The sequence below is a fragment of the Arthrobacter sp. Y3221087 genome (assembly GCF_059089905.1).
Genome location: NZ_JBNHFE010000004.1, coordinates 172060 through 183954 on the forward strand (window position 1 = coordinate 172060; position 11895 = coordinate 183954).

General features: G+C 65.2%; 12 protein-coding genes, 1 tRNA gene, 1 other RNA gene and 1 pseudogene. 7 read left to right on the top strand and 8 right to left on the bottom strand.

The window, feature by feature from the left end:
• Positions 1-48: 48 nt before the first annotated feature.
• Positions 49-1110, bottom strand: a complete 1062-nt coding sequence (locus tag AC5RUO_RS14285; protein WP_494103874.1) for a glycosyltransferase family 4 protein — start codon at positions 1108-1110, stop codon at positions 49-51.
• A gap of 224 nt (positions 1111-1334) precedes the next feature.
• Between AC5RUO_RS14285 and AC5RUO_RS14290 the strand changes: the two genes are divergently transcribed.
• Both AC5RUO_RS14290 and AC5RUO_RS14295 read left to right on the top strand, forming a co-directional pair.
• Positions 1335-2033, top strand: a complete 699-nt coding sequence (locus AC5RUO_RS14290; protein ID WP_494103875.1) for a DsbA family oxidoreductase — start codon at positions 1335-1337, stop codon at positions 2031-2033.
• 53 nt (positions 2034-2086) lie between these two features.
• Positions 2087-2737: a TetR/AcrR family transcriptional regulator gene (locus AC5RUO_RS14295; protein WP_494010842.1), complete on the top strand. Its 651-nt coding sequence runs from the start codon at positions 2087-2089 to the stop codon at positions 2735-2737.
• 33 nt (positions 2738-2770) lie between these two features.
• Here AC5RUO_RS14295 and AC5RUO_RS14300 read toward each other — a convergent pair whose 3' ends face one another.
• Both AC5RUO_RS14300 and AC5RUO_RS14305 read right to left on the bottom strand, forming a co-directional pair.
• Positions 2771-3451 (bottom strand): LytR C-terminal domain-containing protein, encoded by a 681-nt coding sequence (locus AC5RUO_RS14300; protein ID WP_494010843.1) that lies wholly within the window; start codon positions 3449-3451, stop codon positions 2771-2773.
• On the bottom strand, positions 3444-3743 hold the full coding sequence (locus AC5RUO_RS14305; RefSeq protein WP_009358464.1) for a type II toxin-antitoxin system VapB family antitoxin: 300 nt from the start codon (positions 3741-3743) through the stop codon (positions 3444-3446). The genes AC5RUO_RS14300 and AC5RUO_RS14305 overlap by 8 nt, the downstream gene beginning before the upstream one ends.
• 147 nt (positions 3744-3890) lie before the next feature.
• On the opposite strand from AC5RUO_RS14305, the gene AC5RUO_RS14310 reads away from it, so the two are divergent.
• Complete coding sequence (locus AC5RUO_RS14310; protein WP_494103876.1) at positions 3891-4820, top strand: hypothetical protein; 930 nt, start codon at positions 3891-3893, stop codon at positions 4818-4820.
• Between the two features lie 273 nt (positions 4821-5093).
• Positions 5094-6509, top strand: coding sequence for a stealth family protein (locus tag AC5RUO_RS14315; protein WP_494103877.1), 1416 nt, complete (start codon positions 5094-5096; stop codon positions 6507-6509).
• 73 nt (positions 6510-6582) lie between these two features.
• On the opposite strand, the gene AC5RUO_RS14320 is transcribed toward AC5RUO_RS14315, so the two are convergent.
• The 4 genes and pseudogenes from AC5RUO_RS14320 to AC5RUO_RS14335 form a co-directional block, all read right to left on the bottom strand.
• Positions 6583-7512 carry a phosphodiesterase gene (locus tag AC5RUO_RS14320; protein ID WP_494010846.1) on the bottom strand — a complete coding sequence of 310 codons (930 nt, stop codon included), beginning with the start codon at positions 7510-7512 and terminating at the stop codon, positions 6583-6585.
• Between the two features lie 159 nt (positions 7513-7671).
• Positions 7672-8187 (bottom strand): glutathione peroxidase, encoded by a 516-nt coding sequence (locus tag AC5RUO_RS14325; protein WP_494103878.1) that lies wholly within the window; start codon positions 8185-8187, stop codon positions 7672-7674.
• A 536-nt stretch (positions 8188-8723) separates the two neighbouring features.
• A complete protein-coding gene (locus AC5RUO_RS14330) occupies positions 8724-8960 on the bottom strand; it encodes a hypothetical protein (protein ID WP_494103948.1) in 237 nt (78 codons plus the stop codon).
• A 104-nt stretch (positions 8961-9064) separates the two neighbouring features.
• Positions 9065-9895: pseudogene (locus AC5RUO_RS14335) on the bottom strand (M23 family metallopeptidase); the annotation flags it as partial.
• Between the two features lie 111 nt (positions 9896-10006).
• On the opposite strand from AC5RUO_RS14335, the gene AC5RUO_RS14340 reads away from it, so the two are divergent.
• Positions 10007-10927 carry an oxygenase MpaB family protein gene (locus tag AC5RUO_RS14340; RefSeq protein WP_494103879.1) on the top strand — a complete coding sequence of 307 codons (921 nt, stop codon included), beginning with the start codon at positions 10007-10009 and terminating at the stop codon, positions 10925-10927.
• A gap of 79 nt (positions 10928-11006) precedes the next feature.
• Here the strand turns inward: AC5RUO_RS14340 and AC5RUO_RS14345 are convergent.
• A tRNA-Ser gene (locus tag AC5RUO_RS14345) sits at positions 11007-11091 on the bottom strand.
• Positions 11092-11418: 327 nt separating this feature from the next.
• Between AC5RUO_RS14345 and AC5RUO_RS14350 the strand changes: the two genes are divergently transcribed.
• The gene (locus AC5RUO_RS14350; RefSeq protein ID WP_494103880.1) at positions 11419-11769 is read left to right on the top strand and encodes a hypothetical protein; all 351 of its coding nucleotides are present in this window, start codon (positions 11419-11421) and stop codon (positions 11767-11769) included.
• 15 nt (positions 11770-11784) lie between these two features.
• An RNA gene (gene ffs / locus AC5RUO_RS14355) (signal recognition particle sRNA small type) lies at positions 11785-11881 on the top strand.
• Positions 11882-11895 lie beyond the last annotated feature (14 nt).

The following is an 11895-nucleotide window of genomic DNA, read 5'->3' on the forward strand; positions in this document are numbered from 1 at the left end:
CCCTATCTCCAGCGGCGGGTGCGGCCGGGACCCGTTGCCCGCCCGCCCTTAACGATTCTGGTGCAGCCTGATCGCATCCGGAACCCCCGCCAGCACCTTCCTTTCGAGGATCTCTGTGAAAAGCATCAGGTGTTCGGCCACCATGCGTTCCATGCTGAACCGGTCGACAACAGCCTGGCGGCACTGGTCCCTGCTGATGTCTGCCGCGGCTTCCACGAATCCGGCCAAGTCGCGTGTGGGCCCCAGAAAACCGGTGCGGCCATGCTCAATGATTTCAGGGGCGGAACCAATCGGCGTACCAATCACCGGCGTGCCGGTCGCCAGAGCCTCGATCATCACCAGCCCGAATGGCTCCGGCCATTGGATCGGGTTGAGGAACGCCAGCGCCTCGCCCATCAGTTTGAACTTGGAGTCGTCGTTGACTTCCCCCACAAACTCTTCGTTCGGCCCGAGCATGGGTTCGATGACGTCCTGGAAGTAGCGGATCTCGTCCTGCTCCCGCATCTTCACTGCGATCTTTAGCGGCATTCCGGCCTGACGGGCGATCGTGATGGCCTCCACCAGTCCTTTGTCGGGGCAGGCTCGTCCCACAAAGCACAGGTAGTTTCCCTGGCCGCTGCCCACCGGCACAACCCCGACCTCCATGCCATGGTGGATCACACGTGTGACGGGGAGAGAGGGTGCGTGTGAGGTTTGGTCCCGGGAGATGGCGATAATGGAAGCGCGTTGGGCTAGGGCCCTGTAGATATCTACCGCCTGACTGTGAAGCGGCCCGTGGATGGTGGTAACCAGTGGAATCCCGGCCGGCCGGTGCATGTACAGCGGGCCTGCCAGCGTATGGTCGTGAATGATGTCCACGTCCTGCAGGCCCTCGTAGGCCCTGATCACGTGGCTGAGCTCGGAAATCGTAAGACCCATATCCTCCCGGGCTGCCGGCTGCATCCCGGCGACCAGAGGAACGGGGCAGGTGCTGTCCGACGGGGCAGCCAGCAGGACCTCATGCCCGGCTGCCGTGAAGCCCCTGGCCAGGGTGTCCACAACCCTTTCCGTGCCCCCGTATGCCGGCGGGGGAACCGGAATCCACGGTCCTGCAACAAGTCCAATCCGCATTCCTGGCCTCCAGGTGATGTGGCCGGGCTTCCCAGCTAAACCAGGCAGTTAGTTAGCACCGCGGGGACGCTCTAGCTTCCACTCGGCGGTGTTTGTACTATCGACGGCCTCTGCATGACCTACATCAGACTATTGCCCACGATCCGTCCGGCCACAAGACCTACTGTGGGGTATCTAACACGGCGGCACGGAATGGCTGGCACCGCCGGTTGGTTGTTCCGGGCATGAAGATTGAGATCTGGTCCGATGTCGCATGCCCTTGGTGTTTCATCGGCAAGCGCCGTTTCGAGGCCGCCCTGGCTGCCTTCCCCCACCGCGGCGCAGTGGAGGTCACGTGGCGGAGCTACCAGCTGGACCCCACCCTTCCGGAGCACTATGACGGCACGGAGCAGGAGTACCTGAGCACCCGCAAGGGCATCGCGCCGGAGCAGGTTTCGCAGATGTTCGACCATGTTGCGCAGCAGGCAAGGGGCGAGGGGCTGGACTACCACTTCGACAAGGTGGTGGTGGCCAACAGTTTCGCTGGGCACCGCCTGATCCACCTCGCTGCCGCCCACGGCCGGCAGGACGAGGCCAAGGAGCGCCTGCTCAGCGACCATTTCGAGCACGGCAAGGACATCGGCAGCCGGGAGTACCTGGCAACGCTGGGCAAGGAGCTGGGCATCCCCGCCGGCGAAGTGGAGGAACTGTTCACCACGGACAAGTACGCCGACGACGTCCGCTTCGATATCCAGGAGGCACGGTCCCTGGGCATCAGCGGTGTCCCGTTCTTCGTCATCGACCGGAAGTTCGGCCTCTCCGGGGCCCAGCCCACAGCGACTTTCACGGCGGCGCTCAACCAGGCCTGGCAGGATGCCAACCCGCTGGTGCTGGTGAACTCCGGCGAAGGCGATGCATGCGGCCCGGACGGCTGCACGGTCTGAATTCGGGCACGTCCGGCACCAGGTTTACTGACACACAGCGGTAAAGTGTCTGTATGCCAAGGATTTCAGCGGCCAGCAACGCCGAGCAGCGGGCGGATACCCAGCGACGCATCCTGACGGCCTTCGGTGAACTCCTCTTCTCGCACGGGCTCCCCGGCCTGACCATGACAGACGTGGCCCGGCACGCCGGCGTGGGGCGGACCGCCGTCTACAACTACTACGCGGACATCGAGGAACTGCTGATCTCGTACGCCCTTGACGAGACGGAGAAGTTCCTCACGGAACTGCGCGACGCCCTGGACCGCCTGGACAACCCGGTGGAACGGCTGGCTCTGTACGTGCGCGCCCAAGTGGTGGACCTCTCCCGCCGCCACCTGCCCCCGGGACCCGCCATGGGCGCCGTGTTGTCGCCGTCGTCGTTTGCAAAACTGGCCGACCATGTTGGCGAGCTGAGCGTGCTGCTGCAGGGCATCCTGCGCGACGGGATGGCACAGGGCTACCTGCCGGTGGCGGACATCGGGCAGCAGGCGCAGCTGATCCTGGGAACGCTCTCCTCCAGCGCAGCCCGGGGCAGCGACGAGCCGGCGGAACTGGAGGCGCGCGTGGCCAGGACGGTGCGATTCATCCAGCTGGGCGCCGGGGCAAGGTTCGACGACGAAGGCCACCCGGTTCGGATCGCCCCACTGCCCGCCGTGGCCGGCTAAGTACCGGAAAGCGGAAGCTCAGGAAGCCGCGGTTCAGGAGGCCGGCGCCGCCGACGGCATGACCGGCCACCTGTCATCATCGGCAACGCGGCGGCTTTCCCGGGGACAGCTGAGCTTTCCGGGCGTCTGGTCCACGAGGTCGGGCGGGGCCAGCGCCGTGTAATCCTGGGACAGGATCACATCCACGCTGCCGTCCGTCCTGCCGTCCTGGAAGTAGTCCGAACCCGGCAGGTTCCGCTGGACACTGAAAGCGGCCGCTTGTCCAGCTGCACCGGAGATCACTGCGGCTACACCCCGGTAGCCTGCGTCGACGTTGCCCACATCCCCCACCACGAACTTCCGCGCCAGGAACTCGTCCGCCACGGACCGGGCAAGGCCCGGCCTGCTGGTGGAGTTGTAGACATTCAGGTTGATCTGTTCCGGCAGCGTGTAGTCGAAAGTGGCCGCGGGGCACGTGGAGACTTTTTCCTCGGCCGGTTCAGCCGTGGGTATGGTGAACCGTCCGTTGATGATCGCCAGGGCAGTGATGATGCCCGCGGCGATCACGCCTATGAGGAGCACCAGCACAATGCCGTGGAGCACCCTGCGGCGCACCCTGGCCGTATCGTCCGCGTCCCGGGCCGCCGCGCCGAAGGTGGCCCGCAGTTCCGGGCCGCTCACCACGTGGTGGCCGTGCAGGATGCTGGCATCCTGCACCTTCCTCTTCCTAGCCATCGAGCACCAGGACCCGGGCATGGATCGCGGTGCGCTGGTGCAGTGCCGTCCGGACGGCCCGGTGCAGGCCGTCCTCCAGGTACAGGGTCCCCTGGTACTGCACCACATGCGGAAAGAGGTCGCCGAAGAAAGTGGAGTCCTCAGCCAGCAGGGCCTCCAGGTCAAGGGTGCGCTTGGTAGTCACCAGTTCGTCCAGCCGCACCGGCCGCGGCGGCAGCGACGCCCACTCCTTGGGCGTGCTGTAACCATGGTCGGGGTAAGGGCGGCCCTCGCCCACAGCTTTGAATATCACCCTGCAACCCTAGGCATCCCGGCAAGCTGAGCGAAAGTGCCCGGCCGTGCCGCCGGCAGGTTGTAGCCAAACAGTGACCATGTCACAGCCGGTGATCTTCGGCTGCCGGTTCAGGAACTGCCCGGCGCTGCTGAAAGAATGGGCCCCATGACAGCTTCCGAGTCCCCCGCCATGCCCGTGCCCGGTGTCCACGCGCCGTCCGCCCCGCCCCTGGCGCTCCTGCTCGACGTTGACGGCCCGGTGGCGAGTCCGCTCACGCGCGACGTCAAACCGGAGATCATCAGCGACATGGTGGCGCTCGCCACCGCCGGTATCCCCGTTATCTTCAACACGGGCCGCTCGGACGCCTTCATTCGTGAACAGGTCATGGCACCTATGATCGAGGCCGGAATCCCCAGCGGCACCATCATCCACGCGGTCTGCGAAAAGGGTGCCGTCTGGTTCAGCTACACCTCGGCCGGTCCCGGCCCCATCCACGTGGACCGTGAGCTCGCCGTACCCGCGGCCTACGGGGACGACGTCCGCCGGCTGGTGGCCGAGGACTACGCGGCGCACATGTTCTTCGACGAGACCAAGCGGGCCATGGTGTCCGTGGAGCAGCACATTGAGGTCCCCAGCGCCGAGTACCTCGCGGAACAAAAGCTCTTTGACGCCGATGCCATGGGCCTGATGGCACGGCACGGGCTGGGCGTGGTCCGGCTGGACCACCATGCCCCGAATTCCGACGACGAGGTGGACTACCGCGTGGACCCCACCATCATCTCCACGGACATCGAGTCCGTTCGCCTGGGCAAGGACCTCGGTGCCAGCCGGGCGGTGGAACTGCTGGCCGCGCAGGGCATCACCCCTGAGGCCTGGCGTACAGTGGGCGATTCCCGCACTGACTATGCGATGGCGGACTGGCTGCACCACAACGACCATGCGGTGAAGCACGTGGACGTCCGTCCCGCCGATGGTGTTCCGGCCAAGCCGTACGAGGTCCTCACTGCGGCCGATCTGGGGCTTGAAGCCACGGTCATCCATGACGACGCCGGCGGCGCTTTCCTGCGGAGCTGGCGGGAGGCGCTGGGCGTCTAGGGCCGTGGCCGGCGGCCCGGCCGGAACCTGCCGTTTCCCGGGCGGGGCTATCATGCAGGTAGGAACGCATACTTCACCAGCACGGAGATAACCATTACAGAAGCACCGGTTCAGGACGAAATCTACTTCGGTGGCCAGGCGTCCGTAGAGGAACAATTTCACGAGGAGGCGACCTCCGCTGCTGCGGAGCGTCGCCTGAAGCACCGCCCCGACGTCATCAGGCACAAGGGCCGCTATGCCCTGATCAACTACAACAGGACCCACTACCAGGCCATGGTGGAGGACCTGCTGTTTCTGCGGAATGTCCTCGCGGATTCCGGCCTTGCCTACCTGCTGGTCCGCGGCAACAATGACCGCCCGGTCATAGCCCTGGACTGGAGGGACAGGAAGAAGCTGCGCGCCGCCCTGGTGGAGGCCTGCCGGGACGAACCCTTCTACTCCATGACGGTGGATGCCAAGAAGAAGACCGCCGTCCTCGTAGCCGACGGCGAGCTTTCAACCAGCCGCCAGGCACGCATCTTCCGGTTGTACCGGCCGCGGGTTGAACCCGGGGGCGGCTTTGATTTCGGTGCCTCCGCCGGCGTGCAGATCGAGCTCTGGTCCTTCGAGGGCGAGGAGATCATCCTTCCCATCGAGAACTCCCTGACGCGCCGGACCCTGCTGCGCCAGGACGCGGTCCGCGGGACTGTGGAGCGCTACGGGCACACCTGGCCCACCATCGAGAACATGTTCGCGGACCACGCCAGCGACATCAGCTTCGACATCGACCTGGTGTTCTCCTGGGTGGACGGCAGTTCACCGGAGTACATTGCCGCCCGGCGCGCCCAGCAGAACGGCCATGTCCTGGGCGAGGGCGACGACCATGAGGCACGCTTCCGGCAGATCAATGAACTCAAGTACGCACTGCGGTCCGTGTACATGTTTGCGCCGTGGATCCGCCGCATCTTCATCGCCACGGACTCCCCGGCCCCGGCGTGGCTGGCGGACCATCCCTCCGTGACGATCGTCCGGAGCGAGGAGTTCTTCAGCGATCCGTCGGTGCTGCCCACCCACAACTCGCAGGCTGTGGAATGCCAGCTGCACCACATTGAGGGGCTCTCGGAGCACTTCCTCTACTCCAACGACGACATGTTCTTTGGCAGGCCCGTCAGCCCGGACCTGTTCTTCACCCCGGGCGGGATCACCAAGTTCATTGAGGCGGAAACCCGGATCGGCCTGGGCGAGAACGCGGCCGAGCGCAGCGGCTTCGAGAACGCCGCCCGGGTTAACCGCAAGCTGCTGTGGAACCGGTTCGGCCGGATCACCACGCGGCACCTGGAGCACTGTGCTGCACCGCTCCGGCGGAGCGTGGTGGCCACCATGGAAGAGGAGTTCCCCGAGGAGTTCCGGAAGACTGCGGCCAGCCGGTTCCGTGCCGCGGACAACATCTCCGTCACGAACTCCTTTTACCACTACTACGCGCTGCTGACCGGCCGTGCGGTCACGCAGACGGCCGCAAAGGTCCGCTACGTGGATACCACCATGCGCGCCGGCCTGACTTACCTTCCCAAGCTGCTGGCCAAGCGGAACATGGACTTCTTCTGCCTCAATGACGGCAGCTTCCCCGAGGTGGATGCTGACGAGCGGGCCGAAGTGGTGACCGACTTCCTGGAGAAGTACTTCCCTGTCAAGGCGCCCTGGGAGAAGTAGCATCCCAGACTCCCAACACGGCGGCAAAAGCAGGAGGCCGGTCCCGACGGGACCGGCCTCCTGCTTTTGCTTTTTAGCTATTGGAAGGCACGCCCAGCCGGGCCCCGCTGCGCTGCTTGGTGGTCTCGGGAATCCGGACCCCTGCTGCCTCGAGCCGCCTCGCGGTCTCTTCGGGGGTCACGTACTCGCCCACCGTCGTCGACCTGCCCAGCGGAACCACCGAGTGGACAATGGTGTGCTCATAGACGTGCACCAGGTTGAAGGCCTGCCCGCCGTCCTGCCCGCGGGTGCCGCCCACCGGGACGTTGAGGTCCTGGGTGTAGCAACTTGCCGAGGCCACCGAGACAGGGATGCCGGCAAACGTTGCCGTGGTGGAGTAATGCAGGTGGCCGGCCAGGATGGTCCGGACGTCCGAGTTGCGCACCACGGCCGCCAGCGAGGCCTGGTCCCGCAGTTCCACCAGCACTGAGAGGTCCAGGACCGACGGGACCGGCGGATGGTGCAATGCCAGGATGGTGCCGTCAGGAGCCGGGGTCGCCAGTTCGCGGGCCAACCACTCCAGCTGCGACCCGCTCAGCTCGCCGTGATGGAACCCGGGAACCGAGGTGTCCAGGGTGATGACGCGCAGGCCGTTGATGAAGTAGCTGTGGTCCACAGGGGCGTCGTTGCCTGGCTGGTCCAGCAGGCCCTTCCGGAAGTTCGCCCGGTTGTCGTGGTTGCCCATGGCCCAGATAACCTGCGAACCCATCTCCTGACATGCGGGCTCCACGATGGCGCGCAGCTTCCGGTACGCCTCGGGATGGCCTTTGTCTGCGAGATCACCGGTGAAAATGACAGCCTCAGGCCGCGCCCCGGACGCCTTGACCTCGTCAAAGAGCTGGATGAGGCGGGCTTCGCTGTCAACAACGCCGTACAGGGGGTCCGGACCCCCCAACAGGTGGGGATCGCTCAAGTGGAGTAGGAAGTGGCGTGGCCGGGGATGTTCGGCCTCGATGTGCTCCATTGCTACCTCTGTGGTCGGTGGGAAGCGGCTCTCCCCTTGTACCCTTCAGTAATATTTATCCAACCAGACATTTGGCAAACTTTGGGCAAATCGCCGTAGCCGATGTGGAAAAAGATAAAAGAACTGCGCTTCTGCGCACTTTCTTCGCCCCGGGGCCGGTCAATCGCCCAGGGCCTTCCCGATCGCGTCGATAATCACCGCCGAGTCCGGCTCAACAGTGGGCGCAACCCGGTCCACCACCTCGCCGTCGCGGTTCACCAGGAACTTCTCGAAGTTCCATTTCACCAACCCCGGCAGCAGTCCGGTCTTGAACTTGGTGAGCTCCGCATACAGCGGGTGCTGGCCCTTGCCGCACACCCGGGACTTCTCCGTCAGAGGAAAGGTCACGCCGAAGTTGCGCTGGCAGAATTCGGCGATCCCGCTGTCGCTGCCCGGCTCCTGGCCCGCGAACTGGTTGCACGGGACGCCGAGGATTTCGAAGCCGCGGTCCCGGAACTTCCCGTAGAGGGCTTCCAGGCCAGCGTATTGGGGAGTAAAGCCGCAGTTGGAGGCTACGTTGACCACCAACACCACCTTCCCCTTAAACCTTTCGAACTCCGTTTCGGTGCCGTCATTCAGGGTCAGCGGAATGGGGTACAGGGACGCCGGGCGTTTGGTCCTCACGAAGTTGTTCACGTCGGGGATTCGTAGCCGGTCAAACCGTGTACGGGTGGCGCCTCGAATTCTCCCGCAGGCCTGCCCGGCCCTACGGGGTTGATGTCGCGGTTTGCTCCGGCGTCGCTGTTTCCACCGTTGCGGGTTCGGTGGTTGAAGGTGCAGGCTCAACCGGAACCGGCACCGGTTCGGTTGGCGTCGGCTCAATGGGGGCTGGCGCCGGTTCTACCGGTGTCGGCACAGGTTCAGTCGGCACCGGCTCAACCGGCAATGGCGCAGGCTCAATAGGCGCCGGCTCAACCGGAGCAGGCGCAGGCTCAGCCGGCGCGGGCTCCACAGGTGTCGGCGCAGGCTCAGCCGGCGCGGGCTCCACAGGTGTCGGCGCAGGCTCAGCCGGTGGCGGGGTTGGCTCAACGGGGACTGGCGAAGGCTCGCTCGGGGACGGCAGAGGCTCAGTTGGCGACGGCGGAGGCTCGGTAGGTGACGGCGCGGGCTCAGTCGGCGAAGGCGACGGCTCGGCCGGCGAGGGTGACGGCTCGGCCGGCGAAGCTGACGGCTCAGTGGGGGACGTCGTCGGCCCGCTTGGAGACGCTGACGGCTCGGTGGCAGACAGTGAGGGATCGGTGGCAGACGGTGAGGGCTGGGTGGACGACGGCGATGAAGCGCTGGGCGACGGCGACGAGCCGGTGGGCGAAGGCTTCGCCGCGACGGATTGCGTCGTGGGCGAACCTGCCTCTGCTGTGTGCAATTTCGGTTCGGTGTCCTTGATTCCAGGGAGAGTCCAGTTGAGCCATTCAGCCGGTGAACCAGAGCCCGGGGTATATGACAACGACTCCTCCAGCCCACCACCAGCGAGCGCCGCAAGGCCCACGAACTGCCATTTCAAGGGGCTTATGTGCCAGCCATTCAATATGGTTTCAAAGTGTAAATGGCAGCCGGTTGACCATCCTGTGCTGCCTACCCGCCCAACAACCTGCCCCACCTGCACCGTATCGTCCCTGCGGACGGTCACCGATTCGAGGTGGTTATACGTGGTCACCAGGCCGTTGCCGTGGTCAATTTCCACCCGGTTGCCACCGCCCCAGGGGTGCCAGCCCGCTGCCCGGACGACGCCGGAATCTGCAGCATAAACCCTGGTTCCGCACGGGGCAGCATAATCCTGTCCCAGATGGAAGTCACCGGCCGTCCCGGTCAATGGACTGATCCGGAACCCGAAGGGTGAGCTGGGGTTCAAGAACTCCAAGGGTGCCATGAGGTATCCGGCAGCAGGCCTTCCAACCCCTTTATAGCCAACTGCCACCGGCACCGGTCCTTCCGGACCTGAACCGCCGACCACCGGCCGCGGGAACGGCACCACGGCCGGTTGGCTCCCGGGTATGGAATGCGGCAGGGAGTCAAGGTCCAAGCCTTCCGCTCCCCGGAGCACCACCCCCGCGGGCTCGGCGGCCTGCCTTTCAGGACCGGGAGTGGCCCGCTTTTCGACCGGATCCGGAAGGCTTTCCGCAGGCGTCTCGGAAATTGACGACAACAGCTGCGCCTCATGGCCGTCGGACAGATTCAGGACGGAGAAGGATACGGCCAGGGCGCTGGCAGCCGTCAGGACGCGGACGGTGGGAGGGCGCGTACCGGGGCGTTTTTTGCCCGCACCGGATCCCCGATTCTTGCCCATGGATCGCTCCCGGAGATGTCCCACCCGCACGCTGTCTTGACGGTAGACCCATGTGACCATACGGCCGGTGCCCCCGTGAACCCCGAATCACGAAATAGGGGGTTTTTGCCGATTATCTTCGGGGTCTTACCCAGGACGGGCGCGGTGGCCTCCAGTGGGCAACAATGGGATATGCGCAATTTCCTCCGGAAATGGCAGGACGAACTCAAGAAGACGTTCACCGGAAAGTCGGACGCCCCGCCGGACTGGGCGCTGCGGCTGTCAGAGGGAGACGACCCCGGCTACCATCTCCCGGGTTCTGCGGTGTGGGCGGTGCACGGTTCCATGTCCCCCATCGTGGCCGGAATACGCACTCTGCTTATGCAGTCCCTGCACCCGGGCGCCTTGGCGGGGGTCCACGAACACTCGAATTTCCGGGAGGATCCGCTGGGCCGGCTGGCCCACACCATCCGCTGGATCTTCACCGTGACGTATGGCTCCAGGGCCGCTGCCGAGGAGGCCTCGCGAAAGGTCCGCCGCCTGCACGAACCGGTGCAGGGCAGCTACAGCGACAACCTGGGGACACTGCGCAGCTACAGTGCCAACGATCCGGAACTGGCCGCATGGATCCATATCGCCTTCACTGATGCCTTCCTGACGGCCCACAAAATCTGGGGCGGCAGCATCCCCGGCGGACCTGACGCATACGTCAGGGAGTGGGCGCAGGCCGGCACTTTGATGGGCGTGGACAATCCGCCGCTGACGGAAGCGGAGATGCGGCATCAACTGGACCGCTGGTACGGGAGCAACGAACTGCGTGTGGACGCTCGGGTGGCTGAAACCGTGGACTTCATCCGCAACGCACCGCTGCATCCGATGCTGCGCCCCGGCTACCGCATCCTGTTCGCCGGTGCGGTGTACAGCCTGGAGCCAAGGTACCGGGAGATGCTCGCACTGGAAGTACCCCGGCTGGGCCCGTTCCCCCTTCCAGTGAGGCTGGCTACCAAGGCCGTCCTCGGCGTCGTCCGCCTGGCCCTGGGGCCCAAGGGTCCAAGCGAAATGGCCGCCCGGGCCCGGCTGCGGCGGCTGGGGTGTCCGGAAGCCGATCTGTAACAGCTCGGCCAGGCCCGGCAATAGAGCGGATAAACGCAAGAACCCGGCCCCGCGGAGGCGGGACCGGGTTCTCGACCGGCGGAGAATGGGGGATTTGAACCCCCGAGGGCGTTAACCCAACACGCGTTCCAGGCGTGCGCCATAGGCCGCTAGGCGAATTCTCCAACTGCTTCTGAATCAAAAGCAGGTACTAGACTACCTGACGTTTCGCGCATCACCCAAATTGGGGTCCGGAACGCTTCCGGCGCCCAGCCAACCGGGGAACCGTTCTGCGAATTCCAGGGATTCCGCCTTAACCGGAAATGGACGCCCCCAACGCGCCCATTCCTCTGGTACGCCGTTGAGCTGCCGGGTCCGGCCCCGTTCAGCCAGGCCACACAGCTCACAATCTGGAGATTGCCCCAATCGGTGTACATACCCATGATCACGGGTGCTGGAGGGATAAGCAATGAAATCAGGGCAATCAGCGGGACTTGGGGCACAGTGGAACCATGACCGAGCTGCATGCCCTGGTGATCTACTCGCCCAGAACCCACACGGAACTGGTCCTGGCGGCCATCGGCGACGCCGGCGCAGGAAGGATCGGAAACTACTCCCACTGCTCCTTCACAACTCCCGGAACCGGCCGCTTTACCCCGGAAGCAGGCGCGCGCCCCTTCCTTGGCGAAAAGGGGATGCCGGAGGAGGTGGCGGAGGACCGGATCGAGTGCGTGGTCGAGGAGCGGCTGCTGCCACAGGTCGTTGCCGCATTGCGCGCTGCCCACCCCTATGAAGAACCCGCGTTCATGAGCTGGCGCGTGGAAGGCTGGCGGCCCGGGCCCGATTCGAACCGTGCCGGATGATCGGGTAAAGTATCTGACGGCCCCTCATGTGGCGTCATCCTGTTGAACTCCCCCAGGACCGGAAGGTAGCAAGGGTAGGCGGGCTCTGGCGGGTGCATGGGGGGTCTTTACTATTCCCCCACAGGG

Coding starts and splice junctions, on each gene's coding strand:
- AC5RUO_RS14285 (WP_494103874.1), bottom strand. CDS start 1,110: ATGCGGATTGGACTTGTTGCAGGACCGTGGATTCCGGTTCCCCCGCCG.
- AC5RUO_RS14290 (WP_494103875.1), top strand. CDS start 1,335: ATGAAGATTGAGATCTGGTCCGATGTCGCATGCCCTTGGTGTTTCATC.
- AC5RUO_RS14295 (WP_494010842.1), top strand. CDS start 2,087: ATGCCAAGGATTTCAGCGGCCAGCAACGCCGAGCAGCGGGCGGATACC.
- AC5RUO_RS14300 (WP_494010843.1), bottom strand. CDS start 3,451: ATGGCTAGGAAGAGGAAGGTGCAGGATGCCAGCATCCTGCACGGCCAC.
- AC5RUO_RS14310 (WP_494103876.1), top strand. CDS start 3,891: ATGACAGCTTCCGAGTCCCCCGCCATGCCCGTGCCCGGTGTCCACGCG.
- AC5RUO_RS14315 (WP_494103877.1), top strand. CDS start 5,094: ATGGTGGAGGACCTGCTGTTTCTGCGGAATGTCCTCGCGGATTCCGGC.
- AC5RUO_RS14320 (WP_494010846.1), bottom strand. CDS start 7,512: ATGGAGCACATCGAGGCCGAACATCCCCGGCCACGCCACTTCCTACTC.
- AC5RUO_RS14330 (WP_494103948.1), bottom strand. CDS start 8,960: ATGGCTCAACTGGACTCTCCCTGGAATCAAGGACACCGAACCGAAATT.
- AC5RUO_RS14340 (WP_494103879.1), top strand. CDS start 10,007: ATGCGCAATTTCCTCCGGAAATGGCAGGACGAACTCAAGAAGACGTTC.
- AC5RUO_RS14350 (WP_494103880.1), top strand. CDS start 11,419: ATGACCGAGCTGCATGCCCTGGTGATCTACTCGCCCAGAACCCACACG.